The organism is Methylobacterium sp. 092160098-2, from assembly GCF_028920805.1.
Lineage (GTDB): Bacteria > Pseudomonadota > Alphaproteobacteria > Rhizobiales > Beijerinckiaceae > Methylobacterium > Methylobacterium fujisawaense.
In genome coordinates this window covers 974,462-995,585 of record NZ_JAQPZJ010000002.1, presented here as the reverse complement: position 1 = coordinate 995,585, position 21,124 = coordinate 974,462, and the positions used below count along the sequence as shown (strand labels likewise).

Sequence of the window (21,124 nt, the reverse complement as noted above, 5' to 3'; positions counted from 1 at the left end):
AGGAATGACTTTACAGTTGCGCGAGCCGCTCCTAGCATCGATCCATTCCTTCCCGAGCACATGGGGACCTGCGGTGGCGGACGACGTGGACATGACCCAGCATCTGGAGGAGGCGGCCATGTCGGGCCGGATCGCCGCCATCCGCGTGCGCACCGAAGCCACCCAGCTCGCGCCGGCCGACTGCGACGACTGCGAGGGCGAGATCCCGATGGCCCGCCGCAAGGCCGTGCCGTGGACCCGACGCTGCGTGCGCTGCCAGACGCTGGCCGAGCGCGAGTTCGGCGGACGTGCCTGAGACCTCTCTCGCGGACGGTCTCGCCAAGCTCTGCGGTGCGCTGGTCCTCTCCACGGAGCACCAGCAGATCAAGCGTCTCATCGACGACGCACGCCGGGTCCGGCTGACGCCGTCGGCAGTCGCCCTCGTCGACCGCATCCTCGACACCGCACCCTGGACCCTCGAGCATAGCCTCGATGCCATCGTGCATCCGGATGGGCGCCCCGTCTGGATCGAATTCGGCGACGAGCCGCGGCGCCGCGAGGGTCTTCCGTTCGGCGGCCGCGACGTCGATCTGATCGGCTACCTCGTGTCCCCTTCGCCTGCGGACGACAATGCCGTCGTTCTCGTGGTCGCATGGCGCCTCGCCTCCGGCACCATCCATCACGCCTACGGCGTCGTGCACTGGCACCGCCTGGACCTCGTCGCCCACGCGGCCAACGCCCGTCACCGCTACAGCCGCGTGCGCACGCAGGCGTTGGCCAGGATGATGGCGCTGTTCACCGTCTCGACGCCGTTGGGATTCCGCGACATCGTCGGAGAGATGCATCTCGGCGAGGACCGTCGTCTGGAGCAGGCCGCCCTGATGGACGGTCGTCTGGCGGCCTCGGGGGAAGTGCTGTTCGCCTTCGCATGTCTGGCCCTGCTGGCCGGATCCGAGGGCGAAGCGAAGTCCGAGGACGGATTCGAAGTCGTCGAGGCCGAGACGTCCCGGCGCGGCCTGATCGGGCGTCTCGGAGACCGGTTCGCGCGCAGAACTGTCCCACGCTTCGTGCGTCGTCCTCGTCCGGACGCTCCGTCCGTTCACATCCTGAGCTGAGGCAGTCCTGCGGAACGGCTACTCCTTGAATCCCACTCCCGCATCTGACGTATGAAATGTGATAGATGAGGGAGCATGATTTCGATCCTCCGTCCGATCAGGGGCGCGATCGGGATACGACACTCCCGCATCTGTAGTACCGCATGTGCTAGATACGGGAGTGTCGCTAGCGATTTTCATCGCACTCCCTTATATATCAAACCGCATGTGATAGGTGGGGGAGTGCGAGATGCCCGGCGAGATCGGCAAGGTCCGACGCTTCCTCTCGTCCAGGTCGGTGTTCACGCGCGTGCAGTTCCGGGAGATCGTAGGGGCGGGACAGTCGGCGAGCACGGCCGACACGCTTCTCGGCCACCATGTGAAGGCGCAGCACGTCGTGCACGCGGCTCCCGGCGTCTACGCGGCGATTCCTCCTCACCTCGCCCCGGACACGTTCACGCCGGACGCCCTCCTGGTCGCCTCCATGATCCGGGATGACGGCATCCTGGCCTATCACACCGCCCTCGGGCTGCATGGGTTGGCCTATTCCGAGGGCGGCGAGACCTTCGTCCTGAGCTGCGGCAAGCCTTGGCAGGTGGACACGATCTCGGGTCCGGTCCGCTTCGTGACCCAGCCTGCCGCCCTGCGTCGGGCGCAGATGGAGTACGACGGGGTCGAGACGATGGACCGGCGCGGTCTCGACGTCCGCGTGACCGACGTCGCCAGGACGATCGTCGACTGCCTGGAGCGGCCGGATCTCGCCGGCGGCGCGGAGGAGGTCGGACACGCGCTCGGATCCGTCGAGTTCGTCGACGTCGAAGCGGTTCTGACCACGACTTTTGCGCGCGGAAACCGTACCTTGGCGGCACTGGTAGGCTGGTGGCTCGAGAAGCGGCGGGAGGACTTCCTCGTCGACGACGAGACGCTCGACCGGCTCCGGCAGGTGGTGCCGCCGGCGACACGCGCCGTGATGGGGGCCGACCCGGAGAGCGGCGTGCGGACCGGCGACTGGAATCTGATCGTTCCTTCGGAGCTGGCCGGCCCAGCCTTCGAGGACGTGGACCCGGGGATGAGACCGTGATCTCGATCGAACGCCTGGAGCGCATCGCCGCCGAGCATGCCTTCCAGCCCGCCACCACGGAGCGCGTGATCCGCCTGACAGACGTGCTCCAGCGCCTCGCCAAGGACCCGGTCGTCGGGAAGGCGACGGCGCTCAAGGGCGGGACCGCGCTGAACCTGTTCTACCTCGGCCTCGACCGGCTCTCCGTCGACATCGATCTCAACTACGTCGCGTCCCCCGACCGCGAGACGATGCTGAAGGACCAGAAGGCCCTCAACGACCGCATTCCCCGCCTCATGAGAAGCTGGGGCTACACCGTGACCCGGGACGCATCGAGCGAACACGCCGGCGGAAAGTGGCGCTTCCGGTACAACTCGGCCTACGGCCGCCAAGGCACGTTGGAGATCGACGTCAACTATCTCTACCGAAGCCCCTTCTTCGGCGTCCATACCTTGGATAGCGTAGATCTCGGCGGATATGTAGCAGAGAACGTCCAGGTCGTTGATCTTCACGAAATATGTGCTGGCAAGCTAGTCGCTTTTGTCGCGCGGCGTGCTTCGCGCGACCTATTCGATGCTTGGCGCCTGCTTCATACCGACGGAATCGACTGGAATCTGGTCAAGAACGCCATGTGCGCGATCGGAGCCGCGTCGCGGGACCTCGATTGGCGGAACGTCAGCCTGGACGGCTACGACTACGACCTCAACGATTTCCAATCCAAGCTGCTGCCTTGCGTGAAACGCGGGCTCATCGACGACGCCGGCGGTGCCGACGCGTGGTGCCGTCGGGTGCTGGCGGAATGTCAGGACAGGCTCTCCGACCTGTACAGACCCGACGAGAACCAGATGCGCTTCCTCGACGCCGTCTACGAGGAAGGGCGGGTGGATGCCGGGCTCCTCGACGTTCCCGACGAGGTCCGGGTCAACATCGATGCGTTTCCGGCCCTCCTCTGGAAGGCCAGGAACGTGTTCGAGCACGCGGCCCGGAATGCTCCGGGTCCGCGGCTCTGACCCGCAGGATCCGGCGGGCCGATCCGGCTCTGGGACAAGCGGCACTCGTGCGGGCCACTTGTCCCGGAACTCAGGCTTTCAAATTGACGGCGCTCTCCTTGCCGCTACGCCGGTCGGCCTCGACCTCGTAGGAGATCTTCTGACCCTCGTTGAGGCCGCGCAGGCCGGCGCGCTCGACGGCGGAGATGTGCACGAACACGTCCTTGCCGCCGCTGTCGGGCTGGATGAATCCGTAGCCCTTGGTCTCGTTGAACCACTTCACGGTACCGGTAGCCATGTAGATACCCTGGTCGTTGGTCGTCTCGCGGCCGCCAACGTGGCAGGCCGCAGGGCCTGAACTGCCCGGCTTGGTGGCGTGTTCCAGGCCGGCGCGGTGAGGGCGCCTCCCCGGCGGTCCGGGCTACCTTTGCCACGTTGAGGGCGACGGTCGGACATCCCTCCCTCGAAAACGCGAACTCGATCCGATCGGCCTCGAGGGCGCGCACCTGACGCTCCAGGGCGGACTTCCTTGCATGCGTGGTCTCGATTTCGATGGCCGCGACCGAACGTTTCGAGATGCCGGAACGGACCGCAAGCTCGTCCTGGGTCCACCCGAGAAACGCCCGGGCACCCCGGATCTGCACCGGGAGGATGCTCGGGAGTTTTTTGCGGGAACGACCTTCATCTGCGGGCGCCCGCGGACGGAGATCGAGGCATCGAGCGCAGTCCGCCGGCATCTGGCACGATGGAGGGAATCTGATCCGCAGGACGAAGGCAAGGGTGGGCTTCGTGAATGCGTGCCTGACGTTGTCGAGGCCACGGCCGAACCGACGCCGTCTTCCAGGCAATCCTGTTTGTCGGGGCAGTGGGCCAGGAACGGCTGGTGTCGGCGAATCGCACGCAGTTTTACCCGACAAGACAATGGCTGACGCATTGCCTCGACCGGCCTTCTGGGAGGAAAGTTAAGGCATCATCGGATTGACGCTTTCACTCGCAATGCTTTCCGCAAACGAGACATGCCCACCCACAACCGACACGCAACCGAGTTCCTCAAGCTTGCGGAGTCTGGCAGCTAGTTTTATGTCACTTGTATCGGCATCTATCTCTCCAGAGCCTGCCACTACGTGTCGCCAATCAGCAAGCAGTTCCGGGATTGGAGCGTCATTCCCAACGCGATTGAGGCTCCATAGAATGGAAGCGTCAGCAGGCTCAAGCGTGACGGTCACGGCATTCCGGAATGCTTTCACGAAGTACAATCCGGCGGTGACGGCGGCAAGCGACACCTTTTGTTGATCGGGAGCCGCAACAGCGACACCGGAAATAGCGGCCATTGCCTGAATGATGTCGACAGCGCGAACCTTCTTCGAATTCTTGATAACATGCCGGATCGATGTTGAACTCGCCTCTCCAGCCTTCTTGATGCGAAGATTGTATAGTGCAGCCTCGTCTTCTACTCCCAGAAAGAAAAGAATATAGCCTTTGCATACATCGTAGTCTTGGTCATACACTTCAGACATCTCAAGTGCAGCTGTGGCGACGAGTTCCGAGAGTGGTTCATCCTGGTTCATAGGTCATCGTCCTTTCACAGATGCATAAATCAATTCGAATAGGCTCATTGGATCATATAACGGCAGTGGACTTGGCAGTTTTCCCAGCTCGTAAAAATGCTCATAGACCCGTGCGGCTGCGACGATATCATTTGGAACACGCTTGGCTGCTGCGTCGAAGACTATTTGTCCTACATTGTTTACGCGACTGGTGATGGGGCGGGGTGCCTCGCGAATGCCGAAACTGCCCTTGGGCGCCTTTGCCATAGCCCTGCTGACAAGATCGACTGCATAGAGAGGCGCGGAGCCGATATTTACGTAACTCCGCGCCATCGACAGCAGTCCAGCCGGCCCCCTTCCAACCTTATGGAATGAACCATCGGTCCTTCGGTAGACAAAGGATGTGTTGTTAATGATATGCGACGGAGATGAGATGGGAGTCCAGTAGGCTATAGTTCCAAGATAGCCCAGAGCATCGCCGAGGATCTGCGTAGCGGGCACGTTCATAGAGGGGAACCCGAACGATGCAGGCAACATCGCGATGACGAGTTGTGCCTTCCCGACGCGGGCAAGCTCCGACTCGACGGCTTCCCACTCGCGCCCACGGTCAACGAACATGATCGACTTGTCGTATCCCTGCGGCTTGAGCAGAGCGTAACAGTCGATGGCGTTACCCGAGTTGGCGGCCAAATAGACGACAACTTCACGCATGCCCTCTAATGGTTGGGCTGATAAATTGCCTTCCGGCCATGAGCCATCGTGCGCATAACAATCGTAGGAGACGGTCAGCGAAGGGTCCGAGCCCAGTACGCCGCCAATCGATTGCGCATTGGCATATGTCTTTAATCTGCCGTCCGGGTGCAGGAATCGCTTATCGAGGTCGACCCAGGATCCCAACGCCCACCCAAGGTGACCTGACTCGAGGTGACAGTGCAGGTGCCCGACCGCCAGTGTTTCGAGACGCTTCCCGAGGAGTACGGAGCGCGCGGAAAGCGTTGCCGTATCGACGCCGAGATGCCCGTGCAGATCGGCTCGCCTCAACGCCTCTACAAGTATCGGTTCCATACGCGCTTCGCCTGATTGATACCTTGAGTACTCCAATGGCGCATGTACCTTTATGGATTTAATTTCTGCCATCAAAACCGAAGACCGCTGCTCCAGCGATTCGCGTGAGGATGTCATGCCGATCTGGTCATATAGCTGGCGTGGGCTTGAGATTGCCAGCAAAGCATCAAGATCACCGACATTTAGGACAGCTTTAGCTGCTGCATAGGCAATCCGGAATACCGGTGGATAGTAGTCGACACTTCTAGGCTCGGCGATTGCACTCGCGATCTCCAGCAACAAGTCGTACCGCTCGACCTCCTCGTTCCAGAGATCGTCTAGAGCGGAAGACGGACTATGCGGCTCAATGGCATACTGAAAACAGAATGCGCAGTACTTTGCAAAGGCTTCGTGAACGGCGAGCGCCCGAGCAAGCGTTCGATCCTTAAGCGCGCGAATACGATTGTAGACACGCAGCGGGACCAGATCGCTGATATCTTCTTCAGGATAGCGCGAGATTACGATGTTAGTGTCGGGCCACGGGAAAATCGCCCCGAGAGCACGGTAGAGGGCACCGTGCGTCGTGTTTGCGAGAAGCGCGCCGTGCGTCTTCTCCTCCTCCTCCACCAGCAAGGGAAAGGGATGGGTGCGATTGATAAGCGTCACCCCGAACGGATCGGTGACACCGAACACGGCAGCGGCCTCGTTTTCTCGCCGTGAATGCAAGAGCATCCGGGTGCCCCATCCTTGCGACGTGGTCTCTGTTCGATCCCTGCCGCGTGAGCAGCGACGGATCGTTCGACGCCTGATTCATCATGTTGGGCGTTCATCGGAGATGTCGAGTTCGATGGGGTTATGGACCACGACCATTTATACCGACGATGCCGCGGCGGTGGCTTAGTACGCGAATTCCTGTGCAGATCGGCGTCCAGCCTATGAGCTATGGGCTTCCACGTCACGGCGGGTGCCGACGGATCGCTGACGAGGACGAACCGGACATGCGATGCGTTCGACATGAACTCCACTCCGGCCTCGAACCGTCCCGTAAAATTGTTGTCGTCGACGCTGTGGATCGCCTCCTCCGCATCTAGCCCGCGCATCCGGAGCGCCTCCCTGCGACGGCCATCCTCGACGGCGGCGCTGCCGGAAACCCGCGCGCGGCTGCAGGCAGCTGGCGACGGCGCGGCGGCACCGATCAGCCGCACGGCCTCGTCGAGGGTGGCCGCGGACTGGCGCTTGCGATCGTGCTGGATCACCAGCAGAAAGGGCTCCCCGCCGAAGACGAAGGGCGAGACTTGCCAAGTGAAGGTGCTGTCCATGGTCCGAGAGTGCCGCCGCGTAGGCTCCGGCATGCGACCAGAACGCACCCAGGCTCGGTAGGCTGCGGGGAGGTCGACGGGATCTGCGATGCGGGATCCCGGCCGATCCGCGCGAAGCGGTAGCCCGGCTATTCGGATATCAGTTTCGAAATCCGCTTGGGAGGATCAGCCTGGGCGACGCCTCCCGCACCGGGGCAAGCCGTTGCCCCGACGACCTTGCGGGACGGCCGTCGCCGTCCCCGCCCGATGGGAAGCAGGCTTCCCGTCACCCCGGCGGCCGGCGAGTGAACCCCGCTCGCCGCCGCGGACCGAGCCTTCCGGCTCGACCGCGCGTGCGCCTCATGCGCCGCTTTCCAATCCTTCGCGATCCGCCCCCAGGTCGACCACACATGCCTCCGGGCCCCGCGGGGCCCCTTCCGCATGCGCACGGCCGCGGGGAGGGTGACGTGGCCGCCGCCGTCCAGCGGCAAGGAGAGGACGGCTGCGGCCGCTCCCTCCTGGTCCGCATGGACGGTTCCGGGCGGTCGCTCGGAAAGCCCCATGGCCCTGCGGCCGATGGAGAGGGAGGCGGCCGCGTGTGCGCTCAAGCCGTAGAGGCGAGCGAACTTCACGCGGCCGATCAGGGAGGTGTAGGCCGGATTGACCCGGACCTGGCGCACGCCGGCTCGCACCAGGGCCGAGCGGAGCGCCAGGTGGAAGCTCGAATAAGCGAACGCCGATAGCTGGCGCGAACGGCGCGCACCGTCGTCCGATGTCAGCTGAGCCTTCTTCCTGCGGAAGTCGAGGCGCTCCGAGACCACCGGCGCGCCGAGCCGCTCGGCGATCGCGCGGATCTCCGCGCAGGCCTTGCGCACGAGGTCCAGCCGCCGGCCGTCCGTCAGGCCGTAGGTCGCCAGCGGGATGCGCCAGGAACCCAAGGGATTGCCGTCGTGCGAGACGTGGCACAGCGCGATGTGGTCGGCATTCAGATCGACGCCCAGGGCGCCGTTCGACCAGTCCAGCCCGACCCGCTCCGCGACCTCCTGCCCAACGGCGACGAAGGCCCGCCAGGAGGTGTCGTCGCGTAGGAACCGCCAAGATAGCGGCCGCCCTTCGGCCAGAGCCGCACGGATCGCGTCGGCGCCATGCGCGAAGCGGAGACACTTGAGATCCACGGCAGCCAGCGAGGTTCCGTCCCTGGCGGACCAGCGCCTTTCGGCAAGATGGTGGAACGCCGGCGGCAGCCGTACCTCAAGATCGAAGGAGCCGTCGTCGTGCACTGCCACCCTGACGAACTGGTTGCCCGATGGGTATGCCGCGTCTCCCTCGACCATGAACTGTGACGAGCGGGCGGCGCGCCAGTCGGCGAGCCACGCAGCGTGATCGGGGTAGCCGTTTTCGCGCAGGTGGAACTGCTTGGTGAAGAGATCGCGGGAGCCGTGACAGATACCCGGCCGCTCGAGCCGCCTCTCGGCGGCGGCGAGCAGGTCCCTTAGGCGCGACAGCCGCCGGGCGTGCTGGTGCAGCAAGTTCGGCAGGTCGGCGAGCTGCTTCTCGGCCCGATGCGGATCACCACCGGAGGCAGCCTTTAGCCCCTTGACCTGCCGGGGCAGTTCCACGAGCAGGGTGCGCTTGCGCGCGATCTGACGTTCCTTGGCCCGGATGCGGGCGCGCAGATCCTCGACTTGGACCTTGGTCAGCTCCGCCACGGCCCGGCGCTTGGCCTGGACCTGCCGAAGGATGTGGTCGAGGTTCTTGGCCGAGATGCCGGCCGGTCTCCACATAGTTCTGGCGAGCGTCCTTGCATCCTCGCCTCGGGCGAGCGCCGCGTCGACACGCCGTGCGACGGACGAGAATAAATCCGCCGCCGCCGCGAGCCCGGGCTGGTCCCCGTCGATGCGGGTCTGGAAGGTGCGGGTTAGGCTCGACACCACCGTAAGCTAGCGCACGGCGAACGGAAAGGGAACGACATGTCTCGCGAGACCGGTTGCGACCACGTGGCTCCACACCGAAATCTGAATAGCCTCAGCCCGAAGGCTCCCGCTCGTCGCGGACGAGGGGGAGGGTGCCGTGGAGGCAGCGGGGCGCGTACGCGTCCTCCGCGGCGGAGGCCGCCTCAGCGGGCGGCATGCAGAGCGACGAGCCGGCGACCGGTGAGGGAGGCCGACAGATCCCGGATGTCCGGCCGCGCCAGGAAGTCGGCGAGCGGCATCGACTGCATGGCCTTCGGCAGGTAGGGCCGCCAGGCCGAGAAGGCGCGCTCCAGGAGCTCGTCCTTGCGCCAGTCGTAGAGGGCGCCGCGGGCGACGTCGTCCGACCACCGCTTCCGCTCGCGGACGGTGACCTCGCGGATCATGTCGTGGTTGATCGGGATGGCGCCCGAGCTCAGGCCGTCCTTGTACCACTTCCAGGCGGCGGTGGCCTCTGCCGACGGATTCGTGTTGCCGAAGCTCCGGTGCTCGTTGTGGCGGATCTCCGTCGAGCCCTGCGGAACACCGAGGATGCTCGGCGTGGACAGCCGCTCGAACGTGCCGTCCGCGTTGACCCGGCGGATCGACAGGACGTGCATGGTGCCCTGCCGGCAGTAGGATTCCTTGGTGGCCACGCAGTGGTTGAGCCCGTGGGAGCCGTCCTTGTTCAGGGTCGACTGCGGTCCGGACAGACCCCACCCGCGTCCCTCGTCGGCCAGCATCCGCGGATCGGTGAGGGGCAGGATGAACAGCCCGTTCGGAGCTGTCATGGCCTGCGCGATCGGCGCCCAGCCGTCCTCGGCGACCGTCTGCAACCGCTCTATGAGTTCGGGATCGCCGCCGCGGACGACGGCGAGCATCTCCATGGCTGTGCCGTGCCAAGCCCTCGTCGCCAGGAAGGCGCCCGGGGCCGTCTTGGTGCCGATCAGGATCTGGGCGGCGACCTCGCGGGCCTGCCGGCGCTGGATCTCGCCGACGATCGGCATCTCGTCCGACGCGGCCGAGGCCGCGGGCAGCACCAGGGTGCGCGCGAACATGTCGACCATCTCCTCGAGATCGACGCAGGCCGCGCGGAGCGCCTCGACGCTCTCGTCCGGCGGCGGCGGATTCCTCCGCCATTCGGCGATGCCCTCCGCATCGAGGCCCTCAGGGGGTCTCCGCTCCATGGCGGCCTTCGCGGTCCTCTTGCGGAATTCGGCCCACTTGCCCTGGGAATCGGCCGCGAGCACGTCGAAGGTGAGCCCGACGCTCGGCAGCATCCTGCCGATCGTCGAGGCGACGGCGGCGAAGGCCTCGAAGTCCTCGCGGGTCCGGGGCACGTTCTGCGGAGAGATCGACCCCAGGGCCTCCGCGAGCTGCTCCGGCGCCATGGTGTCCGCCGCCCATTCGACGCCCTGCAGGCGCTTCAGCGCCGCCTTGGGCAGGGTCGGGCGCCCGTCCTCGCGCCGACCCATCGCCATCTCCAGGGCGTCGGCGAGCGAGCTGCCGGCGTCGATGCGCATCTTGACGGTCGGCAGGCGCGACATGGCGCCCGCGAGCAGCGGGTAGGTGCCGGCGGCCTGGCGCCGGTGGTCGGCCTTCGGGCCGTCGCCGGCGAAGAACAGGTAGGAGGAGACGTCGATCCGGTCGGCCGCACGCAACGCGTGCAGCGCCCGGGCGTCGATCCGCTCGCGCACGCCCTCGAAGCCTGCGGCATCGAGCATGTGGCCTGCCGAGACCGGATCCGACTGCGCGGCCTCGAGACCGACCAGCGCGGCGAGCGCCCCGTCCTTCGGCACCGGACGACCCGGGATCAGGCCGAAGCCGGCGAGCAGCGGGACCAGATTGGCCTCGTCGCGCTGCTCCGGGGTGACGAGGCGCACGAGTTCGGCACCGACCCCCTCGGCGCCGCCGCGGAGCGCGGCCTCCGACAGCGGCACCGGGCCGACGCCGAAGGGAACACCGTCCGCATCGGCACCGACGAGCCAGCCGATCGGCCCGTCGTCGGATCCGTCGACGACCACGAAGGCCGGGGAATCGCCGATCATCAGCGGGGCGTAGGAGGCATCGGGCTTCATCGGGCACCTCCGGCGGCGAGCAGGCGCGGACCGTTTTCGTCGTTGGTGTTCGCGGTCGACTTCTTGGTCAGGTAGTCCGTGGACCAGCCGCGCAGGGCGGGAGAGGTCCAGAAGTGGGCCCCGGCCTCGTGGAGGATGGTGAGGTACATCCCGATCTCCTCGCTCTTCGCGATGAGACGCGGCTGCTTCCCGGGCTCGGCGACGGCCTTGGCGAGGAGCTGCTTGGCCAGCGCGTTCTCGTAGATGTAGCCGTGCCGGCGCGAGCCCTGGAGAGGCAGCACGACGTCGAAGGCGCCGTCGTTCCGGGGGGTGATCGTGATCCCCGAAGGCGACAGGTCGGGCGTCGAGCGCAGTTCGGCCGCCCGTTCCTTGACGCAGGCGATCGACATGGCCGGCCCGTCGAGCTCGACCGGCACGTCCATCATGCGGTTGCGGCGCGAGACCTGCACCCCCGCCTCCACCTTGCCGTCGGTCGTGCGGTAGACGACCAGCTGGCCGATCTTCGTGTCCACCACGTGCTTCATCGCGCGGAAGAGGTTGCCGCCCAGCAGCTTGACGGTGTCGAGCTTGACCGCGTGGGAGTCGTCGAACCGGCGCAGGATCTTGTCGTACTCCTTGTTGTCCTCCAGCCCGAGGCCGATCTTGAAGACCGGATCCCCCAGCAGGGCGCGGAGCTTGATCCGGCGAGGCTCGACGTCCCCGGGGCTGACGAACTCGACCGAGTACTGCGCGGCGACGTGCTCGAAGCCGCGGGGCGGGTGGTGGATGGCGGTCACCACCCCACGCACCACGTCGCCCTCCTCGAAGCCGCCGAAGAAGATCTCGCGGCCGGGGGCGAGTTCCTTGAGCACCTCGGACAGCCGCTCGATCCGGTTCTTCTGCTCGTGCATGCGCTTGTCGCCACGCTGCAGGGCCTCCTCGACGTTGGCGAACTTGTCCGACAGGTAGGCCTCCAGGATCACGTCCCGGTTGCGCTCGAGGTGCTCCGCGACCGTGCGGCCCCGGTTCGCCGACGCGGAGGTCAGGCCCATCTCCATGGCCTGCATCAGCTGGTCGGAGCGCATCGGGTCGAGCTCGCGCTCGACGATCGCGTCGTAGACGTAGAGCGGCTCCAGGAACGCGCTGTCGGCGTGTTCCACGGCCGCGCCCTCGAAGACGGACCGCGACGTCTTCTGGACGATGCCCGCCATCTCGCGCCGCTTGAGCGGGGTCTCGCCCTTGGCCTCGAGCTCCTCCAGCGTCGCGAGGTACTCGGCGACGAGCTCGTTGACGACCTGCTCCTGCATGGCCACCGGGAGCACCACGAGGCGCGCCATGAACTCGTTGGCCGAGCGGCGCCCGACCAGGGCGTCGAGCCCGGCCTGCTGGCTCTGCGTCTCGCGGTTGGCGTCCTCGGAATCCTCGTGGTCGAACACCTGATAACCGAGGCGGCGCATCAGGTCGGGCCGCGCCTCGGCGTAGCGGGTGCACACGATGTCGCCGACCTCGTTCAGCAGATCGGGGATGTCCCGGATCAGAAGCGAGGAATCGCGGTTCGAGGTCACGTTGGCGGACAGCTTGCGCAGGCGCGCGTTCCGGATCGCCGCGTTGCGGACCTCGATCGGGAGGCCGGAGTTCAGCGTCTCGATGCGCGGACCGACGACCTGGTCGTAGCGCGCTGCCCGGCCGTAGGTCTGGACCTGCTTCAGCACGTCGGCCGCCGGCTCCAGCTCGATCATCACCCGCTTGCGCTGGTCCTTGAACCGCTTGGACGCGTGGAGATCGATGCCGGTCGACCCGGACTTGTTGATGACCAGCGCGTCGACGTCGCCGTTGTTGAAGGCGTTCTTCACGACGACCTTGTCGACGTTCGGACGGCGGACGATGCGCCCGTCCTCGATCTCGACGCCGCGGCCGGTGATCTCGTCGCAGGTGTAGCCCGCGTCGCGGATCCTGGTCTTCACGACGTCGATGGCCGAGATCGGCAGATCGGGGATGGCGTCGATGGCAGCCCGGAGCTTGCCGACCATGTCGGCGATGCGCACGTCCTCCAGCGACAGGTCGCGCTCGAAGCGGCTGCCGTCGGCGCGCATCGACGAGATCGAGCAGAGCCGCGTGACCGTCCGCTGGACCAGGGTCGAGAAGTTCGGGAAGCGCGAGCCTTCGAGGGCGTCCTCGTCCTCCGCGAGCTCGGTCAGCAGCTTCTCGATGGTGCTGTCGGCGACGATGATCGGCTTCTCGCCCTCGGCCAGGGCGGAGAGGGACCGCTCGATCGCGAGGTCGGTGTTGATCGCCGTGACGAAGAGCTTCGAGAGGGTCTGGAGCGGCGAGCCGAAGCCGGTGCGCCGGAAGACGGACGGCTTGCGGCGCGCGCCGTCCTCGGGATCGGCCTCGGCCGGCTCGACCGCGCGGTTGTTGATCTCCCGGATCTTGCGCTCGACCATCTGCTGGAGCTGCGCCATGTCGCCGAGGATCGGCGCCAGCAGATCCATGAACATGCGGTTGCGCTCGGCCAGGGCCGGATCGTGGATGGTCGTGAACTCCATCGACGACAGGTCGTGCTCGCGGCGGACCATGACGCCGTCGGCCACCAGCATGGTCGAGAAGATCTCCTGGATCGTCTCGCCGCCGCGCATGAGCATCTCGGCCAGCTTGTCCGCCGACATCCCCTCCGGCAGCAGCCGGTGGAAGAAGGACATGGACTTCGCGTTGCGGCCGAAGGTGGCCGACGCGTAGACCACGTTTCCGGCGCGCCGGACGATCTCGTTGACGTTGTTGGCCGTGTTGCTCTCGCCGGACGAGGCGTTGTGGCACTCGTCGAGGATGACGACGGTGTCCTTGTCGATCACCGAGATCAGGAAGGCGGCGCGGTCGGCCGGCGTGTGGCCGGGCCCCGGAGGCACGATGCCCCGGACGACCTTGCCCTCGGGCGAGCGCCAGAGCGGCAGCTTGTTGAGGGTCGAGTAGCTGCCCATCATCAGGTTGTTGTCGTCGGGCCAGCGGCCGTCGGCGATCAGCTTCTTCATGGCCGCCGCGTTGGCGCCCTTGAGCACGACGCCGCCGGTGGTCTCGTCGATGATGTTCGCGCCGTCGTTGAGGATCAGCGGCTTCACGAGGTCGGTCGACCGGGTGTGCGCGAGATCGCGGTAGACGTCCGAGAAGTTCATGGGCTTCTCGGTGAGGTAGACGACCTTCTTGTCCCGGAGCACCTCGCGCCGCGCGATGGCGGCCTGGGTCCGGCCCTTTCCGACGCCGGCCTGATCGGCGATCAGGAGCCCGCGGCCGCGGTCGTCGGCGTGGACGTAGAGGCCCAGGGCGTCGATCTGCTCGACCGACAGCACCTCGCCGAGTTCCTCCTTCGAGTAGCCGAATTCGGTCGCGACCAGCTGATCCAGGTCGCCGTAGCGCTTGATAACGCGGCCGAGGGCCTCGCGGGTCGCGCCTTCGAGGGCGCGCGGCACCATGGTGCTCGCGACGCCGGCCCGGCTCGCGGGCTGGTAGGGGGCCTGGTACTCGTTGCGGGCGAGCGTGCCGTCCATACGGCCGCCGAGCGACAGGCCGGCCTCGGGCGCGTCGGCGCGCATGCGGCTGGCCGCCATCTCGGACACCCAGGTCCAGAGGCCGCCGTACTCGCCGATCTCGCGGACGCGCAGCGCCTCCTCCGGAGCGACGTCGAGCGGCGCCGGGCGTCGGCTGCCGAGCGTCATCATCCGGACCGAGCTCGCGCCGGGACGCCCGGCCGCGAGCGCGCCGTCGACGTCGGCCACGCCCTCGACGACGTAGCCGCGGCCGAGCTTCTTCTGGAAGCCGACGAGCAGTTCGTCCGCATCGGGTCCGTCGGCTCGCACGGCGATCACCGAACGGCCATCGGCCGCGCGCCGGTCGAGCACGGCCTCGATGGCGGCGAGGCGCTCGCGGAGCGGCATGTCGGCGCCGAACGGCGTGCCGACGAGCGTGACGTCGTGCGCCTGGGGGCCGGGCCCCGACTGCACGACCTCGCTCCGGCCGGCCGAGGCCGAAGCGGCGGCCTTGGCGGCGGACTGCGCGCCGGGAGCCGATCCGCCCGCGACGGTGCGGGCGCCCGCGATCGGCGTCGCGATCCATTCGCCGCCCCCGATGTCGGGCACGAACACGGTCCTGCCGGAGAGCTCGGCCGAGGTGCCGGCGAGGCGCTGGGCCGCGACGGCCACGGGAAGCGAGGATCCCTCGCGCTCCTCGACGGCGAAGAGCGACGGAACGGTCTCCTGCAGGCTGCAGGCGCTGTTGTAGATGTCGCGCAGGGAGACCTTCGTCTTCGAGCCGAGCCAGCGGCCGGCGGCGCCGGCGAGGGCCGAGCGGGCGTCCGAGATCTGGCGCTCGGTGGGCTTCTCGGTCGAGAAGGCCGTGCGGGCGAACTCCGTCAGCTCGTCCTCGCGCAGGATCCGTCCGGTCTCCACCTCGCGCATCAGGCCCTCGGCCGCGACCGCGAGCGAATCCTGATCGGTGGCCCGAAGGAAGAGGCCGGGCTGCGGCGGCTGAATGTCGGCCTCGTGGACGATGTTGCCGCCCTGGTTCTTCAGGAACCGGCGCCCGTCCGCCAGCGCCAGGACCTGCTGCCGTGCCCGGTTCTGGCCCAGCGGCCGCGCGCGCGACATCTCGCCGGCGTCGACGACCGGCGCGGAGCCGTCGGTCCTGCGCGCGGCGGTCGTCGGATTGCGGTGGTCGTCGGTGATCTCGGCGACCGCCCGGGTGACCGGCTCGCAATCGGGGAAGACGCTCTTGTAGCTGTAGACGGAGGGCTGCTCGTCGGCACCGTGGCGCCGGTACCAGTTCCCCTTGCCGTCGTTCTTGAAGCCGAGCCGCTTGAAGAGCTTCTCGTCGACCTCCCTGGCCCCGCGCAGCACCAGGACGGACTCGCCCGCGGTGGTGATGACGCGACGCAGGTCGAGCCCGTACTTGGACAGGTCCGGCCACTTCCAGATGGTGGTGGGTTCGATCTCTCGGGCCATCAGCCTGTCCGCGTCTTCCGTTCGCCGGAGCTTGTTGGCGATCTTCGCAAGGGGCAACCCCGAAGGAACGAATCAGCGTGCGCCGGCGAGGCCGAGCACGAAGGAACCGAGCATCGCGGCGGCGACGGCGAGATCCCGCCAAGCCCAGTGGACCCGCGTCGTACGAGGCGTCCCGGACCGGCGCACGGCGAACAGGCCGTCGGCGTCGAGCACGACGACCAGCGCGTCTCCCGGCGACAGCCCCGCCGCCTGCGCGGCGGAACGCGGGATCGCGATCCTCCCGGGGGTCGGGGCAGGGCAGGGAGCGGTCTCCCGGTAGGAGGTCTCGACGGGGGCGGGCCTCGCGAGATTCTCCTTCACCGCCGCGAGCACGGCCGCCTCGCGGGAGAATTCGAGGAGCACCGTGCGTCGGCCGGGTCTGGCCGGATGGACCGGCATCCGCCGATCCGCGAGCACGCCGTCGAGCTCGCCGTCCGGGACGCCCAGGGTCCGCAGCACCGAGCCGTCGTCCGCGATTTCGGCCACCAGCAGCCGGTCGGCAGGCCAGTCGCACCCGAGACGTGCCACCTCGGCGGATTCGAGCACCAGCAGGAAGCTTCCGTTCACGAGGCGATCTCCCTGGCCAATCCGGTCAGCAGCGCGTCCGCATCCTCGCCCTCCGCTCTCGGCGACATGCCCAGGACGAAGTGGCGCCCTGTCTCGAAGGGGCCTTCGATCTCGATCGCGAGGATCGGGGGCCGGCCGTAGGTGCCGAGGCGGATCATCCCGGCCGCGAGGCCGGCCCGCGACGAGAATGCGGCTCGCCATGCCCAGGGACCGCCGGCACGGTCGCGGGAGCCGGGGGGAAGGAGATCCAGGGTCTCGGACGCCTGCGCGGCGAGCAGCGTGGCGGCGGAGCGGAGCCAGTAGCCACCGCCCACCCGCGCGAATTCCGTGCGGACAAGCACGCCCTGCGGAGGAATGGCGAAGGTCCCGAACTCCGAGGGGATGGCGCCCGGCAGCTCGTCGAGCCTCGGATCGGCCTCAAGGGCCGCATCGATGGATTCGACGACGGCGGTCGCGGTCTCGTGGAGCATGTCGCCGGAGAGGCACGAGATCCGCACCTTCCAGGCGTCCGCGTCCGGCCTGTTGACCACCGTCGTCCTGACGTGCGGGAGCGACCACCACCCCGGAAGGCCGATCCGGGACCGCAGCATGCCGCCGAGGCTCCTCTGCGAGACGATGCGGTCGAGGCGCTCGCCGGGCGGAGCGAGGTCGGCATCGTCGATCGAGGCCTCCGCCGCGAGGCGGTCGGAGCCGGCGATCTCCTCGGCGCGGCCGAGGATCTCGACCGCGGTCTCGAGCGCCTCGCCTCCGAGTTCCGCCGGCAGGCGGAAATCCCAATCCCCGGCCGCGGGCGCCAGAGGGACGGTCGAGATGTCGGAACCGCCGAGCGCGTCGCGGACCGCGCCGAAGCCGCCCGGCATCTCACCGAAGGCCTCGGCGCCGGCCGCCATGCCGAAGCAGCGCAGGAACAGTGCATCCGGTGGGGTGGTCGCGACGACTGCGGCCGCATCTTCGATGCGGAACCTGCTGGTGCGTCCGTGCCTGCGAGCCATTTGCCACCGAAGGAACCGCCGATGATCATACCTGACCGGATCACTTCGTTCTGACAAGGCGAAGGAATGGTTGCACGGGACTGCGATGCCGCCCATCATCCGACGATGAGCTCCGCGCGCATCAAAGCGTTCGCCGTCACGACGGCGCTGACCACCGTGGCGTCCTGGATGGGCGGTCATGCCTACGGGTTCGTCCACGACTACGGTCGGCACGCGCTCGCGGGCGGCCTCTGCCTCGCCGCGTTGACCGCCGGCGTCGTCCTGGTGCGGCGGGCCTGAGCACCCGGGCATCGGATTTTTCATCGATACGGGTCACACTCCGTCTCCGGAGATGACCATGGACCCGTTGCCCGCATCCGAGACCGGCTACTTCCTGGAGGACGGCACGCCCTACAAGGGAGGCGTCTTCGAGGATCCCAAGGGGAAGCCGTTCGGCGAAGCCGACGTCGAGTGCTGGAAGTGCGGCGGCAGCGGGCGCTGGCGCGGCCGCCGGCAGTGCTTCGCCTGCAAGGGCGAGAAGACGATCGAGGAGCAGGTCCGGCTCTACACCGGTCCGCAGCTGGAGAAGCGCGAGAAGCAGCGCCTGAAGCGCCGGGAGGCCGCGTCGGCGGCCGCCAAGGTGAAGGAGGCCGAGATCGCGACCCGGTACGTCGCGTTCAAGGACGAGAATGCTCACCTGTTCGAGCGCGCCGAGGCGCACCGGGCCGACAAGTTCGTGTCGGACATGATGGCCAAGGCCGAGATCTGGGGTTCGCTGACCTGCGCGCAGCTCGACGCGCTCGCCGAGTGCCTCGACAGGCGGGACCGGATCGCGCGCATCTACGCGGACTCGAAGCCGGTGGCTTCGCCCGGCGACCGGATCGAGGTCGAGGTGACGTGCACCGGCAGCGCGAAATGGCTGCAGAAGAAGTTCAGGGGTCGCGGCCGCGAGGAGATGTGCCTGACCGATCTCGTCGACGGAGAAGGAAACGCCTTCTACGCGATCACCCCGAACTTCGGCATGAGCGAAGGACAGCGCGCCGTCGTCAAGGGGACCGTGAAGACCCACGACGAGCGCCCGGGCTGGCACCGCACCCAGCTGATCCGCGTCGCCGTCGTGGAGGTCCTGCCGGCGCTCTCGCCGGAGGAGATGCGGGTACCGGAGACCGCGGCGCGGACGGCGGCCTTCGTCGTCGACGAGGACATGCTGGAGGCGTTGGCGCCGGCGGCCTAGGAGGCGCGTCGATCATCTCGGCGAGGGCGCGGCCTGCTGCTCCGGTGGCCCGACGCCGTCTGCGCTCGCGTCGACCGGACCGCCGGCCAGGAGTTCGATGCGACGGATCTGGGGCGCGACGAGCCCTTCCGCGAAGGCGCGCAGGTCCGTGACCCGGCCGTTCACGAGGTGCGAGTAGGCGTGGCGAAGCTCGGCGGCGATCCGTTCGAGCTCGCCCCTGTCGACTGCGACGGTTCCCGAAGGATCCATCACATCGGCGTCCCGACGACCTCGCCGATGTAGGCGTGCACCGAGCGCTCGATCACGGCATCGAGCATGGCGTCCGGAAAGGCGCCGGCCGCCGTCATGCGCTTGCGGGCGACATCGATGAAGATCGGCTCGATCCCGATTGCCGTCAGCCCCGCGACCAGCACCTCGGGCTGCATCGACGATGCGAGCGCCGCGAAGGGCCCGTCGGAGATCCGATGGAGCGAATGCCGGAGGGCGTGGGCGAGCGTCTCCGCCGTGGTCTCGATCCCTAGGGACGACAGCGCGTTCGCAACGACGCCGCTATCGGCGGATGGCGTGGTCGCGATCTTACCGGTCAACATACGAGGGCTCCAGGGGAGCGACGTTCCGCTCCTTCCCGCAGATTAGGACGCGTACGCCGCCGTTCCAATAGCCAAGTCTGCCGACACCTTCCAACGGATCGCAGATCCTTACCGGGGTCTTGCCGCCGTTGCATCCATGCGTCACCTTCGCGAAGGAATGGAGCCGGGCGTGTCGAGAGAACGGATCGGATGGATCGTCGCGGCCGGCGACGCTGCGGACCTCTCGCGTGCGGTGGGGGCCGTGCGCCAGCAGGTCTCGCGCGCCGGCATCGAGCTGCTCGCGTCTGCCGCGGCCGACGCGGCGGCCCGACTGCTGGACCTGCACCATTCGGGCATCGTCGAGCGCGCCGCCGACGGAAGTCCGCTCGCCGACGCCATGACCGATCTTCAGGGTCGTCGGGCCACCGAGCGCGCGCGCAACCGCTTCGACGCCACCCTCGACGTCGCGGTGCACGTGACGCCGGTCGCCGACCGGATCCTGATCGTGCCCGCCTGCATGCCGGCTTCGCTGGCCCTGGACTTCGATCGCCGCGACTTCCTGCTCCCCGCAACATGGTGGCAGGGGGAGCCGCCGCGGGACGTCGCGGAACGCGAATGGCGCGCGCGCGGCCGGATCTGGGCGGCCTACGACGCGCTGCCGCGCTTCGGGCGCGATCTGGTGCTCGATCTATTTGGCGACCGGCTCCCGAACCCGTCGGCGAAGACCGTCGCCAAGCGGATGCCCTCGCTGGCCGTGCGGGCGGAGCGCACGGCGCTGGCCAAGCTATCGGTCGAGCGCTTCGGCCGGCCGGAACCGCCGGGAGCGAAGGGTGCGTCCCTGGCCGAATGGCTGTCGACCCCGGAGGGGCGCGCGCGTTTCCAGGACGCCAAGCGGGACTACGCCGCGCTGCTCCGGGAACGGTTGGGCGAGGCCGCCCTGGGGCGCTACGGGGAGCGACGCTCGAAGCGGGCTCCGCGGCAGACCGGTCCGGTACCGATCGACCACGCCGACATCATGCAGACCCACGACGGCCGCACCTTCATGGCCGTGATGGATGCGGGCCTCGCGCCGTCCGCGCGGGTGCACATCCAGGTCGGGGACAATTTCATCACCGTCGTCCAGAATGGGGTCGTCAAAGGCCAGATCGACCGCATTCCCGCGCCGATCATGGACGTCCTGCGCGGCTTCAGGGACCTGATCCTGGTCGAGCTCCGGTGGGAGGGAGACCGGCGCGTCCCCAAGGCCCAGCACAGGGCGCTCGTCCAGGACATCGGCGCGAAGGGCGTGCTCGAGTCCAGCATGGCGCGATGGCAGACCAAACGACGGACGACGCGCCCGGCACGGGGCGGGATCAGCGAGGAGACCGAGCAATGGATCAGAAGCTGAGAGGGGCGTCCGGTCACGGCGCCATGGACGAGAACCTCCTGGGCCTCGCGAACCCAATGTCCACGATCCCGATCGGCCGCGAGGATCTCGTCGGCGAGGACAGGCCGGGTGCCGGATTGTCGGAGAGCGTCCGCGCTTTCGTCGCGGACGGCGGCCGCGCGCAGCTGAAGGCCGCACGCGACGCGCAGCCGCTCACGGCTCCGCCGCCGGCGTCCACCGTTCCCTCCGACGGTCCCCGTTCGGTCCAGCGCACCCGCTACGCCGACGATCCCGAAGGCGACGTTTCCGAGGGCCGGAAGGTCTGAGAGGGACCGCGGGTCCGCTCTCAACCTCGCGTCAACCACTGCCGTAG

At 67.7% G+C, this 21,124-nt stretch carries 19 protein-coding genes; 8 read left to right on the top strand and 11 right to left on the bottom strand.

Going from position 1 to position 21,124, the window contains the following annotated elements; translation table 11 throughout:
• Nucleotides 1-91: 91 nt before the first annotated feature.
• The 4 genes from PQI07_RS30290 to PQI07_RS30275 all read left to right on the top strand — a co-directional run bounded on the left by PQI07_RS30290 (nt 92) and on the right by PQI07_RS30275 (nt 3,143).
• On the top strand, nt 92-295 hold the full coding sequence (locus PQI07_RS30290; protein WP_274928609.1) for a TraR/DksA C4-type zinc finger protein: 204 nt from the start codon (nt 92-94) through the stop codon (nt 293-295).
• A complete protein-coding gene (locus PQI07_RS30285) occupies nt 288-1,094 on the top strand; it encodes a hypothetical protein (RefSeq protein WP_274928608.1) in 807 nt (268 codons plus the stop codon). The genes PQI07_RS30290 and PQI07_RS30285 overlap by 8 nt, the downstream gene beginning before the upstream one ends.
• A 229-nt stretch (nt 1,095-1,323) precedes the next feature.
• On the top strand, nt 1,324-2,154 hold the full coding sequence (locus PQI07_RS30280) for a type IV toxin-antitoxin system AbiEi family antitoxin domain-containing protein (RefSeq protein WP_274928607.1): 831 nt from the start codon (nt 1,324-1,326) through the stop codon (nt 2,152-2,154).
• On the top strand, nt 2,151-3,143 hold the full coding sequence (locus tag PQI07_RS30275) for a nucleotidyl transferase AbiEii/AbiGii toxin family protein (protein ID WP_274928606.1): 993 nt from the start codon (nt 2,151-2,153) through the stop codon (nt 3,141-3,143). Before PQI07_RS30280 ends, PQI07_RS30275 begins: the two co-directional genes overlap by 4 nt.
• Nucleotides 3,144-3,213: 70 nt before the next feature.
• Here PQI07_RS30275 and PQI07_RS30270 read toward each other — a convergent pair whose 3' ends face one another.
• From PQI07_RS30270 to PQI07_RS30230, 9 genes are all read right to left on the bottom strand, one after another.
• Nucleotides 3,214-3,420 (bottom strand): cold-shock protein, encoded by a 207-nt coding sequence (locus tag PQI07_RS30270; RefSeq protein WP_274928605.1) that lies wholly within the window; start codon nt 3,418-3,420, stop codon nt 3,214-3,216.
• Between the two features lie 664 nt (nt 3,421-4,084).
• Nucleotides 4,085-4,690: a hypothetical protein gene (locus tag PQI07_RS30265; protein ID WP_274928604.1), complete on the bottom strand. Its 606-nt coding sequence runs from the start codon at nt 4,688-4,690 to the stop codon at nt 4,085-4,087.
• A gap of 3 nt (nt 4,691-4,693) precedes the next feature.
• Complete coding sequence (locus PQI07_RS30260) at nt 4,694-6,406, bottom strand: hypothetical protein (protein WP_274928603.1); 1,713 nt, start codon at nt 6,404-6,406, stop codon at nt 4,694-4,696.
• The gene (locus tag PQI07_RS30255; RefSeq protein ID WP_274928602.1) at nt 6,376-7,032 is read right to left on the bottom strand and encodes a hypothetical protein; all 657 of its coding nucleotides are present in this window, start codon (nt 7,030-7,032) and stop codon (nt 6,376-6,378) included. The genes PQI07_RS30260 and PQI07_RS30255 overlap by 31 nt, the downstream gene beginning before the upstream one ends.
• A 128-nt stretch (nt 7,033-7,160) precedes the next feature.
• Nucleotides 7,161-8,942, bottom strand: coding sequence for a hypothetical protein (locus tag PQI07_RS30250; protein WP_274928601.1), 1,782 nt, complete (start codon nt 8,940-8,942; stop codon nt 7,161-7,163).
• 185 nt (nt 8,943-9,127) lie between these two features.
• On the bottom strand, nt 9,128-11,038 hold the full coding sequence (locus PQI07_RS30245; protein WP_274928600.1) for a hypothetical protein: 1,911 nt from the start codon (nt 11,036-11,038) through the stop codon (nt 9,128-9,130).
• Nucleotides 11,035-16,005 carry a strawberry notch C-terminal domain-containing protein gene (locus PQI07_RS30240; protein ID WP_274928599.1) on the bottom strand — a complete coding sequence of 1,657 codons (4,971 nt, stop codon included), beginning with the start codon at nt 16,003-16,005 and terminating at the stop codon, nt 11,035-11,037. The genes PQI07_RS30245 and PQI07_RS30240 overlap by 4 nt, the downstream gene beginning before the upstream one ends.
• 72 nt (nt 16,006-16,077) lie before the next feature.
• Nucleotides 16,078-16,611 (bottom strand): AbrB/MazE/SpoVT family DNA-binding domain-containing protein, encoded by a 534-nt coding sequence (locus tag PQI07_RS30235; RefSeq protein ID WP_274928598.1) that lies wholly within the window; start codon nt 16,609-16,611, stop codon nt 16,078-16,080.
• The gene (locus tag PQI07_RS30230) at nt 16,608-17,603 is read right to left on the bottom strand and encodes a hypothetical protein (RefSeq protein WP_274928597.1); all 996 of its coding nucleotides are present in this window, start codon (nt 17,601-17,603) and stop codon (nt 16,608-16,610) included. The genes PQI07_RS30235 and PQI07_RS30230 overlap by 4 nt, the downstream gene beginning before the upstream one ends.
• Before the next feature lie 66 nt (nt 17,604-17,669).
• Between PQI07_RS30230 and PQI07_RS30225 the strand changes: the two genes are divergently transcribed.
• Together PQI07_RS30225 and PQI07_RS30220 are read left to right on the top strand one after the other, a co-directional pair.
• On the top strand, nt 17,670-17,882 hold the full coding sequence (locus PQI07_RS30225) for a hypothetical protein (RefSeq protein WP_274928596.1): 213 nt from the start codon (nt 17,670-17,672) through the stop codon (nt 17,880-17,882).
• Nucleotides 17,883-17,940: 58 nt separating this feature from the next.
• Nucleotides 17,941-18,816, top strand: a complete 876-nt coding sequence (locus tag PQI07_RS30220; protein WP_274928595.1) for a hypothetical protein — start codon at nt 17,941-17,943, stop codon at nt 18,814-18,816.
• A 12-nt stretch (nt 18,817-18,828) separates the two neighbouring features.
• On the opposite strand, the gene PQI07_RS30215 is transcribed toward PQI07_RS30220, so the two are convergent.
• Both PQI07_RS30215 and PQI07_RS30210 read right to left on the bottom strand, forming a co-directional pair.
• On the bottom strand, nt 18,829-19,065 hold the full coding sequence (locus tag PQI07_RS30215; RefSeq protein WP_274928594.1) for a hypothetical protein: 237 nt from the start codon (nt 19,063-19,065) through the stop codon (nt 18,829-18,831).
• Nucleotides 19,065-19,406: a hypothetical protein gene (locus PQI07_RS30210; RefSeq protein ID WP_274928593.1), complete on the bottom strand. Its 342-nt coding sequence runs from the start codon at nt 19,404-19,406 to the stop codon at nt 19,065-19,067. Before PQI07_RS30210 ends, PQI07_RS30215 begins: the two co-directional genes overlap by 1 nt.
• 169 nt (nt 19,407-19,575) lie before the next feature.
• Here PQI07_RS30210 and PQI07_RS30205 point away from each other — a divergent pair, with 169 nt between their 5' ends.
• Together PQI07_RS30205 and PQI07_RS30200 are read left to right on the top strand one after the other, a co-directional pair.
• Nucleotides 19,576-20,772: a hypothetical protein gene (locus tag PQI07_RS30205; protein ID WP_274928592.1), complete on the top strand. Its 1,197-nt coding sequence runs from the start codon at nt 19,576-19,578 to the stop codon at nt 20,770-20,772.
• Nucleotides 20,757-21,077, top strand: coding sequence for a hypothetical protein (locus PQI07_RS30200; RefSeq protein WP_274928591.1), 321 nt, complete (start codon nt 20,757-20,759; stop codon nt 21,075-21,077). The genes PQI07_RS30205 and PQI07_RS30200 overlap by 16 nt, the downstream gene beginning before the upstream one ends.
• Nucleotides 21,078-21,124 lie beyond the last annotated feature (47 nt).

Coding starts and splice junctions, on each gene's coding strand:
- PQI07_RS30230 (WP_274928597.1), bottom strand. CDS start 17,603: ATGGCTCGCAGGCACGGACGCACCAGCAGGTTCCGCATCGAAGATGCG.
- PQI07_RS30290 (WP_274928609.1), top strand. CDS start 92: ATGACCCAGCATCTGGAGGAGGCGGCCATGTCGGGCCGGATCGCCGCC.
- PQI07_RS30270 (WP_274928605.1), bottom strand. CDS start 3,420: ATGGCTACCGGTACCGTGAAGTGGTTCAACGAGACCAAGGGCTACGGA.
- PQI07_RS30210 (WP_274928593.1), bottom strand. CDS start 19,406: ATGTTGACCGGTAAGATCGCGACCACGCCATCCGCCGATAGCGGCGTC.
- PQI07_RS30245 (WP_274928600.1), bottom strand. CDS start 11,038: ATGAAGCCCGATGCCTCCTACGCCCCGCTGATGATCGGCGATTCCCCG.
- PQI07_RS30255 (WP_274928602.1), bottom strand. CDS start 7,032: ATGGACAGCACCTTCACTTGGCAAGTCTCGCCCTTCGTCTTCGGCGGG.
- PQI07_RS30215 (WP_274928594.1), bottom strand. CDS start 19,065: ATGGATCCTTCGGGAACCGTCGCAGTCGACAGGGGCGAGCTCGAACGG.
- PQI07_RS30200 (WP_274928591.1), top strand. CDS start 20,757: ATGGATCAGAAGCTGAGAGGGGCGTCCGGTCACGGCGCCATGGACGAG.
- PQI07_RS30240 (WP_274928599.1), bottom strand. CDS start 16,005: ATGGCCCGAGAGATCGAACCCACCACCATCTGGAAGTGGCCGGACCTG.
- PQI07_RS30265 (WP_274928604.1), bottom strand. CDS start 4,690: ATGAACCAGGATGAACCACTCTCGGAACTCGTCGCCACAGCTGCACTT.
- PQI07_RS30220 (WP_274928595.1), top strand. CDS start 17,941: ATGGACCCGTTGCCCGCATCCGAGACCGGCTACTTCCTGGAGGACGGC.
- PQI07_RS30280 (WP_274928607.1), top strand. CDS start 1,324: ATGCCCGGCGAGATCGGCAAGGTCCGACGCTTCCTCTCGTCCAGGTCG.
- PQI07_RS30225 (WP_274928596.1), top strand. CDS start 17,670: ATGGTTGCACGGGACTGCGATGCCGCCCATCATCCGACGATGAGCTCC.